This is a genomic window from Pseudomonas sp. AC169 (assembly GCF_979258515.1).
In genome coordinates, this window is the sequence record NZ_OZ409866.1 from 5,129,665 (window position 1) to 5,149,877 (window position 20,213).

The window sequence follows — 20,213 nt, forward strand, 5'->3', positions numbered from 1 at the left end:
CCACAAAAAACAGTCAATTCTTGCGCTTTGATGGCCGGGTGCTAGTGTCAGGTTCTGATTGCCAAACCTTTGACTCCCTAGCGTTTTGAAAGACCGGTATCGCCATGTTCAGATATGCCAAAGAATTGCTTTTAATTAGTTATTTACTGCTTTATGCCGAATATTACATAGAGCGGTTAAATGCTATCGGCCTGGGTTTTGCTGTACTTCTTTTTGGCGCGATGTTTTTGGCGCTTACTTTTGCGTTATATCTAACGGCGTATATACGGCAGGCTCTCATCCGCCATGCATTCGCATTGGCGATGTTCGCCTCGGCGGTGTTTTTTGATGTCTACACCCGTGTCACAGCGGATTATCTGAGCTACAGCAGCTTTGTCTCGCTGGTGTATTCCGGCGGCTTCATCCAGGAAGCGGCGTACCAGTACCGAGACGCGATCCTGCACGGCGCCCTCAGCGGTTTGCTGTTGCTGTTCGGCATTGGTCTGAAACCACGTCATGGGCTGGTGATTCCGAACGCGTTGCGTGTGGCGGCGCCGTTGTGTGGTGTCTTGCTGCTCAGTGCCGTGCTGTTCTTGCGTGCGGGTGAGGGCGCGCGGGGCTTGCCGATCATGTACACGCCGCTGGCGTACCTGAACCTGTTTGCCTATGAGGCATTGCACAACACCGTCGGCCCACGCGAGCCGGTGACACTGGCGCGCACCTCGCCAGCGGTCGGCCACGACATCGTGCTGATCATCGACGAAAGCATCTCCGGCAATTATCTGGACATCAACGCGCCATTCGGCGTGCACAGCAACCTCAAACAGGCGCGTCCCGGCGTCGATATCTTCAATTACGGATACGCCGCGTCCATCGCCAATTGCAGCGCCGACACCAACGTGACCCTGCGCTACGGTGGCACCCGCGCCGATTACATGCGCATCAACAGCACGTTGCCGTCGATCTGGCAGTACGCGAAAAAGGCCGGGCTGCGCACCGTTTACATCGACGCCCAGCGCACCGCCGGCAACCTGCAGAATCTGATGACCGACACCGAGAAGAAGGACATCGACCAGTTCGTGCAATTCGACCAGACCAGCGTGCGCGATCGCGACATGGCGGCGGCCGCGAAGCTCATCGAATTGCTCAACGATGACCAGCCGGAGCTGGTGGTGATCAACAAGGTCGGCGCGCACTTCCCGGTGCATGACAAATATCCCGATGCGTTCATGGCCTACCGGCCGACCTTGCCGCGCGGGCAATTCACCGAGGTGGCCGACACCGGCGAGCGCAACGGTTTCAATGGTCAGCCGGATGACTGGGTGCTGTATCGCAACGCCTACAAGAACACGCTGTTATGGAATGTCGGTGAGTTCTTTGCGCGGGTGTTCGCCCAAGGCAATCTGAACAATGCGCTGCTGATCTATACGTCTGATCATGGCCAGGATTTGCATGAACGCGGTAACCCGGGATTGAACACTCATTGCGGTGGCGATCCGGTAGAGGAAGAAGGGCTGGTGCCGCTGGTGGTGATTCAGGGCAGCGCGTTGAAGACCGTTGACTGGTCGGCGCAACTGGCGACCAACAAGGATCGCTCCAGCCACTACAACATCTTCCCGACGCTGCTGCAGTTGATGGGCTATGACCTGGCGGGGATCGAGGCGCTGTATGGCAAACCGCTGACGGTGCCGACGGCGGATGAATTCACGTTCAACTATCGCTTTAACGCGCGACTGGGGGCCAAGCCTGAGTGGAAGCACATTGATCTGGGCAGCATTGTCACGCCTGCGCAGGCGCCCACCAGTGTGGCGGCGGGACAGTAGATTTTGAGTTGGCTGGGCTGACGCTTTCGCGAGCAGGCTCGCTCCCACATTTGGAACGCGATCTACCTGTGGGAGCGAGCTTGCTCGCGAAGGGGCCATTTGCTTCAACGCAAGATTCAGGTCTGTCACCGGCATCCGCTATCCTTGCCCCACACTGACCGATCAGGTGGCGGCATGCTTCGTGTTGAAAACGTCTTCAAAAGTTATCTCACCCCGCAAGGCCCATTGCCGGTGCTGCAAGGCGTCGACCTGACGCTGGCGCCCGGCAGCAGCCTGGCGCTGATGGGCGAGTCCGGCAGCGGCAAAAGCACCTTGCTGCACCTGGTCGCCGGTCTCGACAAAGTCGACAGCGGCAGCATTCGCAGCGGCGAGCATCGGCTGGAAACCATGAACGAGGCGCAACTGGCGAACTGGCGGCGGACGGAAATCGGTCTGGTGTTCCAGCAGTTCAACCTGATCGGCAGTTTGCGCGTCGAAGACAACCTAGCGTTTCAGGCGCGTCTGGCCGGGCGTCATGAGCCGCGTTGGCAGGCGCATCTGGTGCAGCGTCTGGGCCTGGGCGATTTGCTCAAGCGTTATCCCGAGCAACTTTCCGGTGGTCAGCAACAGCGGGTCGCGTTGGGCCGGGCATTGGCGTCGCAGCCGAAATTGCTGCTGGCCGATGAACCCACCGGCAGCCTCGATGAAGCGACCAGTGACGAAGTACTGCGCTTGTTGCTGGAATTGCTCGACGACACACCGACCACGTTGTTGATGGTCACCCACAGCCAACGAGTCGCGGCGCGCTTGGCCCAGCGCGTGGTGTTGTCCAACGGACGCTTGACGTGATTGTTTTCCATCAGACCCTGCGCGCGCTGCTCAGCCATTGGCGGCGCCATCCGGTGCAATTTTTCAGTGTGCTGACCGGGTTGTGGCTGGCGACCAGTCTGCTCACCGGTGTCGAAGCGCTGAACAGTCAGGCGCACGACAGCTACGCGCGGGCCAGTCAGTTGATCGGCGGCGAACCGCAGGCCAGTCTCAGTACGCCGAACGGGGCGACTTTCCCGCAGCAATGGTTCGTTGATCTGCGCCGACAGGGCTGGCCGGTGTCGCCGCTGTTGCAGGGCCGCTTGACGCTCAAGGGCCAGGAAAATCAGCGGCTGCAACTGATGGGTATCGAACCGGTGTCGCTGCCGCCCGATTCGGCGGTGGCCGGGCAGGCGCTGCCGATCGAACGGGTTGTCGAGTTTTTCACGCCACCGGGCAGCACGTGGATTTCCCCGGAAACCTTGCAGGCGTTGGAGCTGCGGGAGGGTGCAACGCCGCAGACGACCAATGGGCTGAACTTGCCGCCGCTGCTGGCGCAAAAGGACATGGCGCCGGGTGTGTTGCTGGTGGATATCGGCGTCGCGCAAACCCTGCTCGAGCAGCCAGGCCAACTCTCGCGTCTGTTGCTGCCGAAGGATTTTCACGGTGAATTGCCAGCCTCATTCAAAGGCCAGTTGCAGCTCAAAAGCAGCGGTGAGGAAAACAACCTGGCACGTCTGACCGAGAGTTTTCACCTCAATCTCGATGCCTTGGGATTTCTTTCCTTTCTGGTCGGATTGTTCATCGTCCACGCCGCAATCGGCCTTGCTCTCGAACAACGGCGCGGCTTGTTGCGCACGCTGCGCGCGTGCGGGGTCAGCGCGCGAATGCTGATTTTCTGCTTGATCGTTGAGCTGGGTGTGCTGGCGCTGATCGGCGGATTGTTCGGCGTAATCAGCGGTTATTGGCTGGCGAGTGTCTTGCTGCCGGATGTCGCCGCCAGCCTGCGCGGATTGTACGGCGCGGAAGTGGCGGGGCAGTTGCGCCTCAGTCCCTGGTGGTGGTTCAGCGGTATCGGTTTGAGCCTGCTCGGCGCTTTGCTGGCCGGAGCCAATAGTCTGTTGCGCGCCGCCCGTTTGCCGCTGTTGGCGGTGGCCGATCCGCAAGCCTGGCACCAGCAATATGCGCGTTGGCTACGTCGACAAGGTTGGCTGGCGGCGATGTTGGGATCGATTGCGTTGGCGGCGTTGATCTGGGGCGACAGTCTGGCCAGCGGTTTTGTCCTGATGGCAGGCCTGCTGCTCGGTGCCGCACTGGCGTTGCCGGTGTTGCTCAGCGCGATACTCAATCAGCTGCTCGGGCGCAGTCGCTCGGTGCTCGGCCAGTGGTTTCTCGCCGACTGCCGTCAGCAATTGCCGGCACTGAGTCTGGCGCTGATGGCGTTGCTTCTGGCGCTTGCCGCCAACATCGGCGCCGGCAGCATGACCGCCGGTTTTCGCCAGACGTTCGATGATTGGCTCGAACAACGTCTGAGCGCCGAGCTGTATATCAACCCGAGCAATCCGGCGCAGTCGCGGGAAATGTACAGCTGGCTCAAGCAGCAGCCGAATATCGCGGCGATTCTGCCCAACTGGCAGGTCGCGGTGACATTGCAGGGCTGGCCGGCGGAGGTGTTCGGCATCATCGACCACGCGCATTATCGCCAGCATTGGCCGTTGCTCGATGTCAGTGGTAGCGACCCGTGGGCGCATCTGGCCACCGACGATGCGGTGATGCTCAGCGAACAACTGGCGCGTCGGCTGCAGGTGCGGGCGGGCGATCGCCTGACGATTCCAGCGCCGAATGGTGCGTGGTCGCCGCGCATCGTCGGCATTTACGCCGATTACGGTAATCCCAAAGGGCACTTGCTGGTCAACATCAACCACCTGCTGCGCGGCTGGCCGCAACTGACGCCGAACCGTTTCAATCTGCGCATCGAACCGCAGAACATCCCGGGATTTTTAGCTGCATTGCAGACGCGTTTTCAACTCGATGACAGCCGCATCGTCGATCAGGCGCGGCTCAAGGGCTGGTCGGTGCAAGTCTTCGAACGCACCTTTGCGGCGACGGCGGCGTTGAACAGTTTGACCCTGGCGGTGGCGGGTGTGGCGCTGTTCATCAGTCTGCTGACCCAGAGTCAAAGCCGCCTCGGCCAACTCGCACCGCTGTGGGCGCTGGGCGTAACGCGACGGCAGTTGATGCTGCTCAATCTCGGTCAGACCTGGCTGCTGGCGGTGCTGACATTGGTGTTGGCGTTGCCGCTGGGGATCGCGCTGGCGTGGTGCCTGGACGCGGTGATCAATGTGCAGGCGTTTGGCTGGCGGCTGCCGTTGCGGGTGTTTCCGTGGCAATTGCTGCAGTTGATGGGGTTGGCGTTGTTGGCGACGTTGCTGGCTTCGGCATGGCCGCTGTACTCGCTGTACCGCACGCAACCGGCGGATCTGCTGAGGACTTTTGCCCATGAGGATTAACTTCGCTGTGCTCATGGTTTTGTTGCTGCTCGGTGGTTGCGATCAATCGGCGCCGGAGCAGAAAGGCTTTGCCGGGATGGGCGATCAGGCGTTGGCGTTTACGCCGGTAGTGCCGGGCCGGGTGTTCAGTTTTCCGGCGGATCACGCTGCACACGAGGGTTTTCGTATCGAGTGGTGGTACGTCACCGCCAATCTCAAGGATCAGCAGGGCAATGAGTTCGGCGTGCAATGGACCTTGTTTCGCAGCGCATTGAAACCCGTGGCGGAGCAGGCGGGGTGGGGCAACCAGACGATCTGGCTGGGGCACGCTGCGGTTACTTCCAGCACGGTGCATCACGCTGCCGAACGTTATGCGCGAGGCGGGGTAGGGCAGGCGGGTGTGCAACTGGCACCGTTCGAGGCATGGATCGACGATTGGCGGTTCGCCAGTCAGGCGCAGGATCCTTTGAGTGATTTACAACTCAGCGCTCGCGACACGGCTTTCGCCTATCAACTGCACCTCACTTCCAGTCGTCCGTTGGTGTTGCAGGGCGACAAGGGCTTCAGTCAGAAATCCGAAGAAGGTCAGGCGTCGTATTACTACAGTCAGCCGTTTTTTCAGGCCAGAGGTACGTTGCAGATTGACGGCCAGACCTACACCGTCAGTGGCCCGGCATGGCTTGATCGCGAATGGAGCAGCCAGCCGCTGACCGCCAATCAAACCGGTTGGGACTGGTTTTCCCTGCATCTGGACAGCGGCGAACACGTGATGCTTTACCGCATGCGCCAGAGAGAGGGCGCGCCTTACCTCACCGGCACGTGGATTGCTGCCGATGGCCAGACGCAAACACTGCGCAGTTCGCAGATCCAGCTGACCCCACAAGACACTGCCAACGTCGCAGGCCGCGAGATGCCGGTGAAATGGTCGATCAGCATTCCTGAAAAACATCTCGACATTACCCTCGATGCGCTCAACGCCAATGCGTGGATGAACCTGCGCATCCCGTACTGGGAAGGCCCGGTGCACATCAGCGGCAGCCATCCTGGCCAGGGCTATCTGGAAATGACCGGGTACTGACAGCGCCTCGTAAAAACTGCGAGTTGTAACGGGCGCAGAATCCGGATCTGACCGAGATCAAAATGTGGGAGCGAGCCTGCTCGCGAAAGCGCCCGTCCAGATACCACAGAGAAATTGGCCGGAACTCCGCTACTTCTTAACCCCTCTACCAAATATCTCTCACACCTTTGCGAAACGCCGTCGAGGACTCCCCCATGAGCGACGACCTGCAACCCCATGACATGACCACTTGGCAGCGCCTGTTCGACGACCAGACCTACTGGCAGCAATCCCCCGACGCGCATTACTTCGACCTGCAACGCATCGCCGACGACATGCTCGGCCAAGGCGCCATCGACCTTGAGCAATGGCAGATCCTGCGCGCCAAGGCCGACGATCTGCACAAGGATTCCCCCGCCATCAACGTCACCCGTGAACTCGACGACCCTGAAGCCTGAGGAGCAACCCATGAAACCCATCACCCAAGGCGAACACCCCGACGAACCCCGTCCACCGGGCGAAACCGAACGCGACAACGACGCTCTGCGGCCGACCGATCCAAAACAACGTGAAAGCAGTGGGAAGGGCACACCCAGTGGCGAATCCACCGCGCAGGACACCGCCAAGCAACAAACCTCCCCGGCACAAACCAAAGCCAAGCCCTGAACAGCGTCTATGCTCACTGGCACGCCCGTCGCCGAATTCGCTTCAGCGCCGGGCGCTGCCATTCATCACAGGGAAAGTATTGCTTATGAAGCTCGACGCACTGGCCAAGGCCATCACCCTCGCAACCGTACTGTCCGCTACCAGCTTCGGCGCTCTGGCTGCCGATATTCCGCTGTCTGCCACTCTTGAAGCAGATCAGGTCACCACCAAAGTGATCTCCGTCGATGCCGCCAACCATCAGGTGGTGCTCGAAGGCGCCGAAGGCAAGCCGGTTCATGTTCAGCTCAGTGACAAGGCGAAAAACCTCGCCAATCTCAAGGCCGGCGATCAGGTGAAGATCGAAGTGCAGCGATCCGTCGCCGCTTACCTCGACACCGATGTGGATAAAGGTCTGCCTGGCACCACCGAACGTACCGGCGAGTTGCGTAAGGCCCCGGGCAGCGATAACCCCGGTGGCGAAGCGTACCGTCAGGTTCAGGTGCAACTGAAAATCACCAAAATTGATTTGAAGACAAATCAGGTGACCCTGGAAAACCCGGCGGGGGTATCGAAAGTCCTCGACGTGAAAAAGCCTGAAATTCAAGCCAAGCTGAAAGATCTGAAGGAAGGGCAGAGCGTTATTGTCACTTACACCGATATCTTGAAAGTGACCAGTCAACACGAAAGTTGAGTATTAACTCTACAGAATGATTGTTCTTGTACAGCTTTAAGTATGAGAGCAATCATATAAAAGAACCTGTAGGAAGTTTCCCGGTAAATATCGGCGGGCAACACTTTTTAACTTTCTGGTACATAAATTTCATGTTTAAGCATGAGGACATATCGGCCAACTTCAATTAAAATCCCTCCCGTTCGCCCAGTGTCAGGGCTCTTTACCGGTGCATGGATTGCCAGGCCATTACACTGGGCGAACACCTCTTCGGAGTGGTTGTATACAATTTCCGCAAACAAAAATGGCGACTTTAAAGTCGCCCTTTTTGTTTGCGGTGAATTAAAACGAGGGTTGCCCGTCAGGCTTGCTGCCCTTGAAAGCGCTTCAGCGTCGCCTGATACATTTTTGTCCTGCGGTGATTTTTCCCGTAGGTGCCCGCCGCCGCGACGGTGCCTGCCTGGATGTGATCCAGATAGCCGAAAATCTTGCGCGGTGAGAGAAACTTGATGCCATATCCCAGGCTGCTCATTCGATCTTGCAACGTGTAGCCGGGCACGCGGTCATCCATGCAGAAGTGCAGGCCGTGGGACTTCATCAAACGCGCATTCCACAATGTGCAGAAACTTTTCAGATGCGTTTCTTTGTACGGCCGTGGCATTTTCGAACGCAGACCCAGACGCACTTTCGCTTTACGAACATAGTGCTTGCAGAAACGCGAAGTTAGACGCCAGGTGTCACGAACAATCCCGCGATTGAGTTGTTCGACACAACCTACCGCTGCCATGTCTGGGGTTTTCGTGCACTCGCGCATCATCATGGCAAACACTTCCTTGTCGTAGACAAAGGTATCGGTGTGCAACAGAAACAGATAATCGGTGTCGACTTTTTCCAGCGCCAGATCCAGTGCCTTGCCATGCGCAATATGCCCGGCTTCCTTACCCGGGGAAGGACGTTCGATCAAGTTGATCCAGTCCAGCGAACGCAAGTAATCGAGACTGGCATCCGCCGAATCGTTATCCACCACCCACACCGGAATGCGTTGTTCCTGGACGTGCTCACGCAACAGCTCAAGGCACATTCTGGTGATGTCCGGGGTTTTGTAATTTACCAAGACAAGGCTGAAATTCGACGCTGGCTGGGTTGGTAAATCAAACGCTTTCATGTCGGAAGGACTCATCTGCGATTCAAGGGCAACAGGGTTTCGTGGCCGCGATCGTAGCGAGGCAACCTTAGGCGAACCTTAATTTGCGGATGTGGCTGTAGATGTATGCCGAGAAGAGGCTGCTGGTCTTATGAAATGCATGGGGTGCTGCCACTCATTACCGGATAAAATGCGCGCCCCTCTCACGGTTCAAGGAAGAAACGGCGCACGCCGTTGTGTCACGGATGAAACCACTCTCCCTCTACCACCCAGCCCTCTACTGGCTGCGCGTGTGGCAAAAAAGACTGTTCCGCCAGATTGCCTGGCACTGTTCCAGCAAACGCTACGCACGCCCCGTCGCTACGGCCGAGCGTCTGCCATTTCGCTACCTCAAACACACTTCGAAACTCATCCGCAAACTCGGCGACTCCGACCTCGCCCTGCAACACAACAAAGTCATCAACCTCAAACTCGCCGTCGCCGCCATCGACAGCGTCATCATCGCCCCCGGCGAACACTTCTCCTTCTGCCGCCTCGTCGGCCGTCCGACTGTGAAGCGCGGTTACGTTGAAGGCATGGAACTGTCTTTCGGTGAGGCACGACGCGGGGTAGGCGGTGGCATCTGCCAACTGAGCAACCTGATTCACTGGATGGCGATTCATTCACCGCTGGTGGTGGTCGAGCGCTCCAACCACAGCTTCGACCCGTTTCCGGATGAAGGGCGGGTGCTGCCGTTCGGGTCCGGGGCGGCGATTTTCTACAACTACGTTGATCTGGTGCTGCATAACCCGACGGATCGGAGCTTTCAGCTGAAGTTGAACGTCGGCGAGACACAACTCGAAGGGGAGTTGCTGTGTGATCGGGTGAGGGAGTATCGGTATCACGTTTTTCAAGAAGGGCATCGGTTTGTGCGGGAGGGCGCGCGGGTGTATCGGGAGAATGAGATTTGGCGGGAGGTGCGGGAGAAAGGGCAGGTTGGGGAATTGGTGGAGAGGGTGAGGCTGTATCGGAATCGGGTGGTGGTTAAGTACGACGTGGCAGATGAGTTGATCGGGTAGGGCGCGTGAAAGCACTTCGCTGACGATGGCGCCCTTTGATCAGTTTCTGAAATACAACTCATCCAGCTGGCGTCTGCGTATCGAGAGGTACTCCTCCCATACCTTGGGAAAGTCCTCATCTTTGGTTAGAGGGAAGGTCAGATAAATGTACTTTCCAACAACGCTGATGTATTGCCTCGCGCGTTTGAAGGCCGGCTGCTCGTAAGCTGCGACGCTTTCATCGTAGGCGTCATGGTAGTGATAGATGCTTACCCGATGGGGAGCGATCATGCATCGCGAAAAATCGATCACCCAGCAGCTATCAACGGCTGTGCTCAAATAACCGTAAACACCATCAGTAGATAGACGCAGGCATGAATTTGCCTGGGTGCCGTCGTCATCGTTGACCAGAATGATCTGATCCGCGAAGTAATGAATATTCCTGCCGTCCGGCCCTTGCAAAGACAAGCTCCAACCTTCGGCTCCCATACGGAATTCACCGTTGTTATCAAAGGTTGCTGTCCATCCATTGGCTAGAGTGATCTGATGTTTATTCATGAGTACGGGTCAAGTATCGAACGTGCGGTGATGTGAGGTAGTCGAATTAAATATTGCTCAAAGGCGTTCGAGGTCAATTAGACAGCCTTTGAGTTTTAATCGCTTGATCTCATCATTGAATTTGTATTTTGGCAAGAGTTCGTTTTTTATGTCGTACTGCTGTCTAAGGAGACGGAATAATTTCCCTATGTTTGTTTTGCTTTTTTCTTTAAGGCTCTTAATCAAGTCGTAATTATTCTCCGACAGAAATGCGACTTTGTCTTTAAGTGTGTAGTAAGCGCTTATGTTTGAAAGCAATCCTTCTGCATCTGAATAATCTTCTTTTAAGTGTTCTGCATAATTTTCAAATATAGTTGTCAGCAGGTGTTGTGCTGCTTTTTGATGTTTTAAAACTCCGCACATTTCCTGCCAGCTGCTAATGAAAAGATGATCTCCCCAGTCAGAGCCGCGAGCAAAATATTTTCCATTGCCTTTAAATAAATCAGATGTTTCATGAAGTTCTAAAGCTGTTTCAAAGGTTGTTTTCATTGAGGCTTTTTCCAAAGTCATCGTCATTTTCAATGACGCTCCGGGGAAACGGGAGTGGATTTATTTTCAGTTTGTAGAAAATAAATCTGTCCCCTTTTTGGTCGTTAGTCCAATTTTTGTATTCCCGTTCTTTCATGGCTGAAAGTTAAGTTCTGAGTTCGACGTATTCCTCAAAGAATGAATAGAAGTTTTCCGCTGTTTTCTTAGACGTTTTGCGCTTAAACAGATCGTAGCTAATGACCTGTCCATTTTCCGTGGGACCGCAATCAATTGCCCAGCAAACTTCGTCGTATTTTAAATAAATTACGGCAAAATGATTAGGTAACTCAAACTCTGAACGGCAGTACATGGTGCTGTAATTTACAGTTCCGCCGTTATCTAGAGTTGCATCATTATTCTCAATTCCGCATATTTCTGAGTCTGCTGCACCACCACCACCACCGCATACACTCAAGAAGTCAAAGAAATCTTCAGGCAGCTTTATGCCTAGAATATTTTCGAGTTGTTTAATTTGCTCAGCAGCGGTGGGGCCGAGCCAAAATGTTTCTTCGTCGGAGTTATCCAGTTTCGTTATCAGGTCTTGATATTTATGCATGGTTCTGCTCGCTCAAAGTCTTTGGCTCGTTCTTTTCAATATGTTTTCCTAGTTTGAGAAAAGGGGGGGGTTATTTTTAGTTTTTAGAAAATAAATCTGTCCCCTTTTTGTCCGTGCTGTTCTACGGGCGGAAGTTGGTCGGGTAAGCGTTCGCTTCTGGCCGGAAGTGTACGATCGGGAGCGGCAGTTAACCGCCAAAAGCAAGCGCCTGTGAATGGCCGCAATCGGCTGAACCGAGATGCCTACCCCGAAAGGGCTAGACCCTTCCCGAGGAAATAGAAAGTTCGGCTCGCCAGAAAATTTTTTAGGTCGCAACTCCGCGGTCTGCGCCTGGCTTGAACATGAGAGATTCGTCTTCTTGTCTAGCTTTACAGCGCTCTACAAATATCAGCGCTGCAGACGGATCTTTAAGAAAGAGTTCGTATGACTCTCTGCTTATTTCGTAATACTCGTCATAGTCAACCAAGCGGTTGCTAACAGGGATAGAGACATAATACTTTCCACTGGCGGCTTCTATTCCTAAAGTGAATCGCTCGTCTGTATTGACAAAAGTGTCATTGAATTTCATGATTTCTCTCTATAGCGACAGTGGTGATATTTCAAGTTTCGGTGCAATGGGGCCTTTAGCGTCGACTATTGCTTCACTGTTTCCATTTGGCAACTTTCCACCCGGAATCCATAGGTCGTTAGCGCCGGCTTCATTTCCTGATGGAATTCTTAATTCAAGTTCCCTTGGGTTAGTGATGTCCACGCGCAATAATTGATTGTTGCTAAGAAAGCCAGGTTTAAGGCCAAAGGAACTCTCAAAGAACAGAAAAGGGGACAGAAGCTCATAAAGTGCAGATTACCTTCAGAAAAAGAAAACGTGGTTTGTCCCCCGTTTACGGTGCAATTATCCATGTAGTAAGGGTGTCGTCAGGTGCTTGTCTTTGACATCGACGAGGCTAGTCACGAGCATTTAGGATTGACGGGTAAAGGTCATCCGATGGGCACTTAGGGAAGTAAAAACTTCAATCTTTATCGGTTGCGTCTCATGTGTCCTAATCTTTATATTCAAACTGACCTCGATATGTAAATTCGATGCCTCGTAATATGGAGGCTTTGGTTTTTCCTTTATAAGCACAATCATAAATTGTAATAACAGTGTTTATTTTTTCAGGTGAGGTAGAGAGGTTTTTCTTTTTTATTTCAGCGATGATATCGGAGTCATAAGAAAAATCCTCGATTGCTTTTTCCAGATTTTTAGTTGGCTCTACGATATCAGCTTCAATAAAGTCGTCGTCAATAAAGCCCAGAGAAAATGCATTGCTGAACTCCGATCCTAGAGATTCTCCATCGTCAGAATAGGCAGGCGTCACTATTTCCCGAAGAGTGGATTGCTGCCAGTCGGCGTTTGCAGTCCAAATTGATACTGTTTTTTTATTACTCATCTTTTTCTCCTCAATTTTTAAGGCCAGATGGGAGAGAGTCAACTCCACCTTCTAACCTCCGACCCGGCCACTCATTGAGGGAAAAAAGGGGACAGATTTATTTTCATTTTTTAGAAAATAAATCTGTCCCCTTTTTGGTCTGAATATGTGGCCAAGTCCAGATATGACTTTGGAAAAATTACGCTAAGTAGTTTTTCCACTTGAGAAATCGTATTGGTATCCACTGAGGATCCCTGTTCAATCCCAAAAGAACTCCAGTCAAATTTCATATCAGGATTCCACAGCGAAAGGGGATAGATTTATTCTTAGCGTGTAGAAAATAAATCTGTCACCTTTTTGCCTTGTATTCTTTACAAGACTGCTGCACGAAATACTTATCTTAGGCATGTCAAAATTTCTCTGGAACATGCCGGTAAAAAGGGGGCAGATTATTTTTAATGGCTTTGGTTGATACATTTAAAAATAAATCTATCTTTTCATCTGCCCACTATTATCGATATTTGTGCTGGGCCTATTGTTTAGGCTATTTTAATGAAGCTATCGTTATTAAAATAAAATATGAACGCTTTGTAGGCAGTATCCATATCATATGAGGCGGTCTGTTCTTTTAGGTTTTTTATTATGGACGATAGGTCGTCGCAGAGTAAAACATAACGATAGCCTATTTTTGATAGCTCTGTCGGATTATCATCAGCGTCGTAGTCTTCAAAGGTGTCTGGGTTTTCGATTATTGCTTCGCAATTCAAACCCCACTCTTCTTTGTTTTTTGGTAAATACAATGCGTCTTCCCAATTTAGGTTTTCTGCATCAGAGAGAACATTAATAAATTTTGTTTTTTTCATTTGATCCACCATTTATTTTCGGCCGCCTCCCCAGAGCTCCATCCCACCTTTCTGGCCTGGATGTAGAACATCAGCAACTACCCCTCCGGATCTGTGTTGCGCCGTAGGGATGAGCTGCAAAATCCCTTCACGGTAGGCATCATGATGCCAGGTTAGTAGAGGATGTGGCTTTGACCTTGCGTGAGCGCCCTTCGGGCCAGGGCTGACTTTATCAAAAATGCCAGGATACAACGTTTCCATATGATCTTTGTAAACAGGATCATTATTCATAGTGTTGTAGAGCTGTTTATTACCTTCCTGAAAGTGTGAAAGATCGCTTCTTCCAGGATAGTGAACGTCTTTTTCCAATGTGGCCTCATAAGCGACGCTATAGTGAGGGCTGGATTTAGGGCGGCCACTCGCATCCACAACAGGAGGTTCACACTCGATAGCCGTTAATCCCAACGGATCCACCCATCCCGTAGGGTTAGGCACATACTGATAGTTGTTCAAACCACCTGCAAGCTTGATCGGATCCGGTGTCAGAAACCGTCCGGTGCTGGGATTGTAGTAGCGGTGCCGGTTGTAATGTAACCCGGTCTCCGCATCGAAATACTGACCCTGAAAGCGCAGAGGGTTGTCGATTTCGGCGATGTCCAAGGTGGCCAGATTGCCATAGGCACGGTATTTCGCCGACCACATGATTTCGCCGCTGTAGTCGGTGAGCTCTTGAGGTGTGCCGAGGTGATCGAGTTGGTAATAGAACGGCGTTGCCTTCAGCGGGCCTTCGCCATCAAGCATTGCCAATGGGCGGAAGCTGCCTGGCTCGTAGATGTAGGTGCGATAGCGATTTTCAGCGCTCTCGGCAATCAGGCGTTCGCCTTGCCACAGAAATTCAGTGGTGTGGCCATCGACGGTTTTTCCGATACGACGGCCAAAAGCGTCGTACTTGTAGCTTGCGGTGCTGCCACCGGGCAGCGAGACGCCAATCAGGCGATGCTGGCAGTCGTAGCGATATTCGGTGACCAGTTGCTGGCCGGTACCACGGCGTTCGCGACTAAGGTTGCCGTAGGCGTCGTAGTCGTAATGCCGGTCGCCTTGCATAAGCAGGCGATTGCCTTTTACGTTGGCGAGGTTCGCAGTTGGCAGATCGTTTTGACCGAGCAAGTTGCCGGCCGGGTCATGAGCGAAGGTTTCGGGGGTGGCGCCGCGAACTCTGACCAGACGATCCAGTGGATCATAGTGGTAGCTGCGGTTTCCTTTGCGGCTGTCATCGATGCCGGCCAGGTTGCCGTTTGCATCGTAGGCGTAGCGGCGCTGGAACAGATTGCGATTCTGCTGACCTACGGTGTGCGCTTGAAGCCTTCCCTGTTCGTCGTACTGATATTGGCTGAGCAGCACGCCTTGTTGGCGCTGCTGTTCACGGCCAGCGTCGAACTGGTGCGTAGTCAGGCGCGACCCGTTGAGGTCGATGCTGCTCAGCCGACCGCCGGACAAGTGGCGGTAATCGAGTGTGCTGCCATCCGGCAGGCGGCAGTGATTGAGTTGGCCGACGCTGTCGTACTCGTACCGCGTGGTGCCCCAACCTTGGTGTTCAGTGGTCAGACGATCTTGTACGTCGTACTCATAGGCGAGGGGCCAGTGGCCGTCGTCGACGTTTACCAGGCGACCCAGGGCATCGTAGCTGTAATGGATTTCTTCGCCATCAGCGAGGGTTTTGACCAGCAGGCGACCAGAGGCATCGCGCTGATACTCGGTCACCAATTCACTGCCGTCGTCACCAAACTCGGTTTTCTTCAACAGTTTGCCGTTGAGGTCGTACTCATAAGCGGTACGGCGTCCGTCGAAACCGGTTTCCTGCTGGATCAGCCCGTTCGAGTAGTAATCCAGCTGATAGTGTTCGCCGCGTTCGTTTTCGATGTCGGTGAGCAGCAGACGCGAATTATCGTAGCGATAGCGCAGTTGGCTGCCGTCCGGGTTGATGCGACGGCTGACTAGATGCAGGTTATCGGCATACTCGTAACGGGTTACGCGGCCCAGTTCGTCGCGTTCAGCAGTGACGCGGCCGTATGGGTTGTAGGTGAACGCACGGGTAGCGCCGCCGGGCAGCGTGATCTGTGCCAGGCGGTTAGCCGCATCCCACTGGTAGTGGGTGATTGCACCCGTTTCAGCCTGACGTGTGATCTGGCGACCGAGCGCATCGTAGCGGTATTTGCGCTGGCCGCCATCGGGCAGACGCTCCTCCAGCAATTGTCCGAGATTGTTCCACCCCAGTTGGTGGCGGCTGCCGTCGGGATGGCGGATCTCCAGCAGGCGTCCTTGGCGATCGTAGGTGTAATGCGTTGAGTTGCCGTCCGGGTCGACTTGCTCAGTGATGTCACCCTGGTCGTTACGCCAGTAGATCCATTTGGCGGTACCGCGATTCACCACACGGACAAAGCCCTTGTAGTACTCGTAGGTGGTCGGCGCGTCTTCTGGCGGTATCACCGCGATCAAACGGCCGGCCTCGTTGTACTGATATTCCGTGACCGCACCCATCGGGTCTTTTTCGGCGATCAGTCGGCCTTTGTCGTCATAGGCTTTTAAGTGCTCGGCACCATCCGGATCAACTTTGGCGACTAGTCGCGCCTTGTCGTCGTGGGTATAGACCTCTTCGCTGCCATCGGCATTGGTAACGGTGACGCTGCCTTTGTCATCCCACGCATAGTGCGCATCCATCTGAGAGAAACTGGCCCAGTGATGGATGCAACGTGCAGACTTGCCTTCTTTTTCCCACTCCCAGTAAAAGCTCGCGCCCCCGGCGAGTTGCCGCTCAAGAATGACGTTTTGCTCGTTGTAGGCATAACGCTCGGACTCTCCCAGAGCGTTTGTGGCTTTGATCAACCGATGGTGAGCATCGTATTCATAGGTGGTCAGCGTCTGAACGGTGTTCCAGGCGTCTTCGAGATTGTCCGCTGGAATAAACTGCTGATAGTCGATGGCGACAATGTGCTTGCGGTCGTACCGCACAAGCAATGCACGACCAGCCCCGTTATCCACGCGCTTGATTCGACCATGGATGTCACGGGTGATGTGCAGGCGATTGTCGTAGTTGTCGCTGATGGCGATCAACGTCGCGCCTTTGTTGTTGAAGCGGAAGTGATAGAACTGCGGCTTTTCGCCGGCTTGAGTCAGTACGAGTTCGGACGGGTCGTCGCCAATGAAAATCGCGGCTTCTGAAAGGCTGTTGGTGATTGCCGGGCGCTGTACGCTGGGCAGCGGAAAAGTGGTGACCCGGTTTTCGTGATCGGTCCACACGACCTCGTCGCCATTGATGTCCACCCGCTGAGCGAGGGCGTGACTCCAGCCATAGCCTAGACCGCAGTCGATTTCAGCCGCGCTGGTTCGGTAGAGTCGAGTCCAACTGAATGGCAGCAGGCCACCGAGTTCACCGTCGGTAATGGTCAGCAGCTCTTCACCGGTGACCATCGAGACCGGGCAGCCGTTGGTGCAGGTCTTTTTCGCGCAGGTGGCGCTTTTGTCATCGGGTGTCTTGGACTGATCGGGAACGTCGTCGACTTTTTCTTTAGGTTGCAGAGTGGACTGGTTCTTTTTCTTGTCCCTTGGGAACGAAGAGGCGTCTTTGACTTCTTGTTTCGGAGTATCTGCAGTTTTAGGCAGTTGTGTTGCGGGAGACAGTCCCTCTAGTTGGCTCTTGGGTTCAGCCTTGCGCGAGCCAGCCTTTGGCGCTTCAGTGGTAGCTTCATCGATTTTCAGCGCTGCGGTTTTGGCAGGCTTCATCGGCACATTCTTGGCGCTGGCGATGATTGGTTTCGACACTTCCGCGTGGGCGGGCAGGGCGTGTTTGTTGCTGAGTGTCATCAAGGTCGACGCGAGGTCATCAAGATACTTGATGGCTTCTCCGGATTTGACGGTGGAGAGGACTTTGGTGCCCGCTCTCACGGCCAGCCCGGCGCCACCTGTCAGGCAGATACCCACCAGTACGTTGATCAGGAATTCCGAGGCGATGGCAGTCATCACGTCGACCACTACCTGCGGCGGCAGCATTCCGACCCAAGCGACAATGGCGGAAACGTAGATGAACATCAGCGGTTCGTCGCTGAGGATCAACAGCCCTGAAGCAATCGACTCCTTGGAAGCAGCGTAAAGCTTGTCGATCTCAATATCCGACAGATACTTTTTGAGTTTTTCGTAGTTTTTCTTCGGATTGGCGAGTAGCTCGAAAAGGCTTTTGATGTCGTCCCACAGCCGCAGCAGCGCTTTTTCGAAACCGTCCAAGGCTCGTTTGAGCAAAATCACCGAACGCCCGGCACGATCCGCTGCAGAGTAACTGGCCCATTGCGGCTTAAACTTGCTCGACCATTCGCTCTGCAACCAGCCATCAAGCTTGCCGATAACGCCTTGATAGGAGTCATAGAGCGCCTTGACGTCGCTCTGGGATACGTTGGGGAAAAAAGTGATGCGGTAAGTCTGACCTCTCTTGGCCCCCTCGATCACTTTGATGCCGCTGGGTCCGATCATGGTTTCGATGACCGGACCGGTAACGTCATCGTAAAAGGTACCCTTGGTGACCGGTTCCAGTTTGACTGGCGTGTTGCCAATCGGCACAAAGCGCGCCGACTCGAACATATGAATCAGCGTGAAATCACCTACCAACGGGCAAGTGGCATAGGTCTTCACCGCACCTGTTTCGGTTTTCCGTTCGGTAACGCTGACTTCGTTGCCGACCTTGAAGGTCTGGTCGACGTCCAGCGCCCAGCCAGTCCAGAAACCGTCTGCCCATTCCTTGTAATCACTCAGGCAGTTTTTGAAGTCTTTGAGAATCAGGTTCACGTCAGGTGTTTTGGCGTCCAGCACACGCAGGACCAGGGTACCAATCGGGGTATTCATGACGTGACTTCCTTTGTCAGCTCTGCGGCGAGACGCTCTGCCATCTCTTCTGTGTTTGGGTTCTGGCGCACGAAGCGCTCAACCTTTCTGCGCAAGTTGGCTTCGGGGAATTCGAAGTACAACTCAGGGCAATCTTCGGATAGCCACTGCATCAGGTTTTCAACGACGGTGGTGTGGTCCTTTTTCGCGAGAGCATCCAAAAGTGTTTGGGGGATCTCCCACCAGGGCCACTCTTTTGCGGGAGGTATCGCTCTTCTGCCGACATCGAGCGTCTGTCCGTTAATCAGGTAGCGTTGGAACACCGGCAGCAATTCACCTGCGGTAGCACCTAACCCTTCGATGATCGGATGAAAATGTCGACCATCCCAGAACCTGAAAAACACCTCAGTGGCGTCCGGCATTTTTACCTGAGTCAGGCTGCGCAAATGCTCCAGCACCGTTTCCGGCGCGCTGGTGGATACCGCGAGCCAACCCCAATCCAATGCATCGGTTTCAGTAATCCATTGCAGAAAACTGGCATTGGGACTGATCTCGGCGAGATATGGCATGACAGGAAGCCAATCGGCGTAAGGCGTTCCACCCCAAATTGGGTGAAGTTGTGGTGCGGTATCTTGCTGATAGAAAGGCTTGAGCGGCTCGGAATCACTCGCCGCGCTAATGACCAGATACAAGCGCTCGCCAGTCTGCAACGGCTGTTGCGCCAGCCAATCCTTGGGCGTAATTCGATCAGATGGCACAGGCACCTGCCTTGCATTTTTCGCATTCTTCGCAGAACGGCGCGTTACGTTTGAGGGTGTTGATCTGGGCCGGGGTCAGGACCTGGCCGGCCTTGTCGGCGTCGGCCTGTTTCAGGATGCCGGGCATCAGCGGGGCGGCGCCGGTGCCGCTGCCGGGACTTCCGCCGGAGTTCATATTGATAACCGGGCCGCTCAGGGTCACGCCGCCAGCGTCGATCTTGATGAAGCTGCCGCCGCCGATCAGGGTCAGCTCTGCGCCGGCTTCCATTACCACTTTCATGCCGCTGCTGAGGTGGATTTCTTGCCCGGCGTCGATGAACTGGCCGGTGCCGATCTTGATGTGCTGATTGACGCCGACGGTGAGGTGGTCGTTGGCGCGGGTTTCGACTTTGCGGTCGGCGTAGACGGTGTGGTGTTCTTCGGCCTTGAACTCGCTGTAGCTGTTCTTTTCGACGGTGTCGTGGCGTTCGTTGCCGACGCGGATTTTCTGGTCGTGCTCGACGTTTTCGTCCCAGTCGCGCTGGGCGTGCAGGTAGATCTGTTCCTGACCTTTTTTGTCTTCGATGCGCAGTTCGTTGTAGCCGCCACCGCCCATCGAGCTGAGGGTCTTGAAGGTGCTGCGAGTCTTGTTCGCCGGCAGCTCATACGGGACGGTGTTTTCCTTGTGGTACAGGCAGCCGCTGATCAGCGGCGCCCTCAGGTCCAAAGGCTGAACTCTGGATGCTTAAGATCTACGGTCGCAATGCGGGGGTAAAGTAATAGTTGGAAAAGCTATTACATACAACCAGAATGGGAAGATTGAAATCGACTCTTTTTATGAGGATTTTAGGTTTCTGAGTATGCGAAGATAACTTCAGTGCCCCTGATCAAGGATTTATTGATGCTGAAGTTGGCTGGTTTGTGAGGCGATCTTGTATACAGTATGTTGAAGGAGGAATGCTGAGTGCTAAGGCGTTTTTTAGGGTTGAGTAATTATTTTTGGTAACCGTGTTGTCTATTTTTTAAGGTTTTTTATTTGGGGTGT

17 protein-coding genes and 1 pseudogene are annotated in these 20,213 nt (G+C 54.4%); 8 read left to right on the forward strand and 10 right to left on the reverse strand.

Annotated features, from left to right (window positions below):
• Positions 1-104 precede the first annotated feature (104 nt).
• From ACZZ0G_RS22925 to ACZZ0G_RS22955, 7 genes are all read left to right on the forward strand, one after another.
• A complete protein-coding gene (locus ACZZ0G_RS22925) occupies positions 105-1,802 on the forward strand; it encodes a sulfatase-like hydrolase/transferase (RefSeq protein ID WP_463557625.1) in 1,698 nt (565 codons plus the stop codon).
• Between the two features lie 174 nt (positions 1,803-1,976).
• Positions 1,977-2,630 carry an ABC transporter ATP-binding protein gene (locus ACZZ0G_RS22930; protein WP_463557626.1) on the forward strand — a complete coding sequence of 218 codons (654 nt, stop codon included), beginning with the start codon at positions 1,977-1,979 and terminating at the stop codon, positions 2,628-2,630.
• Positions 2,627-5,098: an FtsX-like permease family protein gene (locus tag ACZZ0G_RS22935; RefSeq protein ID WP_463557627.1), complete on the forward strand. Its 2,472-nt coding sequence runs from the start codon at positions 2,627-2,629 to the stop codon at positions 5,096-5,098. Before ACZZ0G_RS22930 ends, ACZZ0G_RS22935 begins: the two co-directional genes overlap by 4 nt.
• The gene (locus ACZZ0G_RS22940) at positions 5,088-6,155 is read left to right on the forward strand and encodes a lipocalin-like domain-containing protein (protein WP_463557628.1); all 1,068 of its coding nucleotides are present in this window, start codon (positions 5,088-5,090) and stop codon (positions 6,153-6,155) included. The genes ACZZ0G_RS22935 and ACZZ0G_RS22940 overlap by 11 nt, the downstream gene beginning before the upstream one ends.
• Positions 6,156-6,349: 194 nt before the next feature.
• Positions 6,350-6,592, forward strand: coding sequence for a hypothetical protein (locus ACZZ0G_RS22945; RefSeq protein WP_463557629.1), 243 nt, complete (start codon positions 6,350-6,352; stop codon positions 6,590-6,592).
• Between the two features lie 10 nt (positions 6,593-6,602).
• The gene (locus ACZZ0G_RS22950) at positions 6,603-6,800 is read left to right on the forward strand and encodes a hypothetical protein (protein ID WP_463557630.1); all 198 of its coding nucleotides are present in this window, start codon (positions 6,603-6,605) and stop codon (positions 6,798-6,800) included.
• A gap of 85 nt (positions 6,801-6,885) precedes the next feature.
• On the forward strand, positions 6,886-7,470 hold the full coding sequence (locus ACZZ0G_RS22955) for a hypothetical protein (protein ID WP_463557631.1): 585 nt from the start codon (positions 6,886-6,888) through the stop codon (positions 7,468-7,470).
• Positions 7,471-7,810: 340 nt separating this feature from the next.
• On the opposite strand, the gene ACZZ0G_RS22960 is transcribed toward ACZZ0G_RS22955, so the two are convergent.
• Positions 7,811-8,614 (reverse strand): glycosyltransferase family 2 protein, encoded by an 804-nt coding sequence (locus ACZZ0G_RS22960; RefSeq protein WP_463557632.1) that lies wholly within the window; start codon positions 8,612-8,614, stop codon positions 7,811-7,813.
• 224 nt (positions 8,615-8,838) lie between these two features.
• Between ACZZ0G_RS22960 and ACZZ0G_RS22965 the strand changes: the two genes are divergently transcribed.
• Positions 8,839-9,651 (forward strand): VanW family protein, encoded by an 813-nt coding sequence (locus ACZZ0G_RS22965; RefSeq protein ID WP_463557633.1) that lies wholly within the window; start codon positions 8,839-8,841, stop codon positions 9,649-9,651.
• A 39-nt stretch (positions 9,652-9,690) separates the two neighbouring features.
• Here ACZZ0G_RS22965 and ACZZ0G_RS22970 read toward each other — a convergent pair whose 3' ends face one another.
• The 9 genes and pseudogenes from ACZZ0G_RS22970 to ACZZ0G_RS23010 all read right to left on the reverse strand — a co-directional run.
• Positions 9,691-10,188, reverse strand: coding sequence for a hypothetical protein (locus ACZZ0G_RS22970; RefSeq protein ID WP_064392907.1), 498 nt, complete (start codon positions 10,186-10,188; stop codon positions 9,691-9,693).
• Between the two features lie 57 nt (positions 10,189-10,245).
• Positions 10,246-10,743: a hypothetical protein gene (locus ACZZ0G_RS22975; RefSeq protein ID WP_463557634.1), complete on the reverse strand. Its 498-nt coding sequence runs from the start codon at positions 10,741-10,743 to the stop codon at positions 10,246-10,248.
• A gap of 118 nt (positions 10,744-10,861) precedes the next feature.
• Positions 10,862-11,311 (reverse strand): SMI1/KNR4 family protein, encoded by a 450-nt coding sequence (locus ACZZ0G_RS22980; protein WP_463557635.1) that lies wholly within the window; start codon positions 11,309-11,311, stop codon positions 10,862-10,864.
• A gap of 304 nt (positions 11,312-11,615) precedes the next feature.
• Positions 11,616-11,879: a hypothetical protein gene (locus ACZZ0G_RS22985; protein WP_007919513.1), complete on the reverse strand. Its 264-nt coding sequence runs from the start codon at positions 11,877-11,879 to the stop codon at positions 11,616-11,618.
• Positions 11,880-12,351: 472 nt separating this feature from the next.
• Positions 12,352-12,789 carry an immunity 22 family protein gene (locus ACZZ0G_RS22990; RefSeq protein ID WP_463557636.1) on the reverse strand — a complete coding sequence of 146 codons (438 nt, stop codon included), beginning with the start codon at positions 12,787-12,789 and terminating at the stop codon, positions 12,352-12,354.
• A gap of 470 nt (positions 12,790-13,259) precedes the next feature.
• Positions 13,260-13,583, reverse strand: coding sequence for a DUF7716 domain-containing protein (locus tag ACZZ0G_RS22995; RefSeq protein WP_238539547.1), 324 nt, complete (start codon positions 13,581-13,583; stop codon positions 13,260-13,262).
• Positions 13,584-13,595: 12 nt separating this feature from the next.
• Entirely contained in the window at positions 13,596-18,452 is a 4,857-nt protein-coding gene (locus ACZZ0G_RS23000) for an RHS repeat-associated core domain-containing protein (protein WP_463557637.1), read from the reverse strand.
• Positions 18,449-19,189: a DUF4123 domain-containing protein gene (locus ACZZ0G_RS23005; RefSeq protein ID WP_463557638.1), complete on the reverse strand. Its 741-nt coding sequence runs from the start codon at positions 19,187-19,189 to the stop codon at positions 18,449-18,451. Before ACZZ0G_RS23005 ends, ACZZ0G_RS23000 begins: the two co-directional genes overlap by 4 nt.
• Positions 19,179-19,880: pseudogene (locus ACZZ0G_RS23010) on the reverse strand (bacteriophage T4 gp5 trimerisation domain-containing protein); the annotation flags it as partial. The gene ACZZ0G_RS23005 and the pseudogene ACZZ0G_RS23010, both read right to left, overlap by 11 nt.
• Positions 19,881-20,213 lie beyond the last annotated feature (333 nt).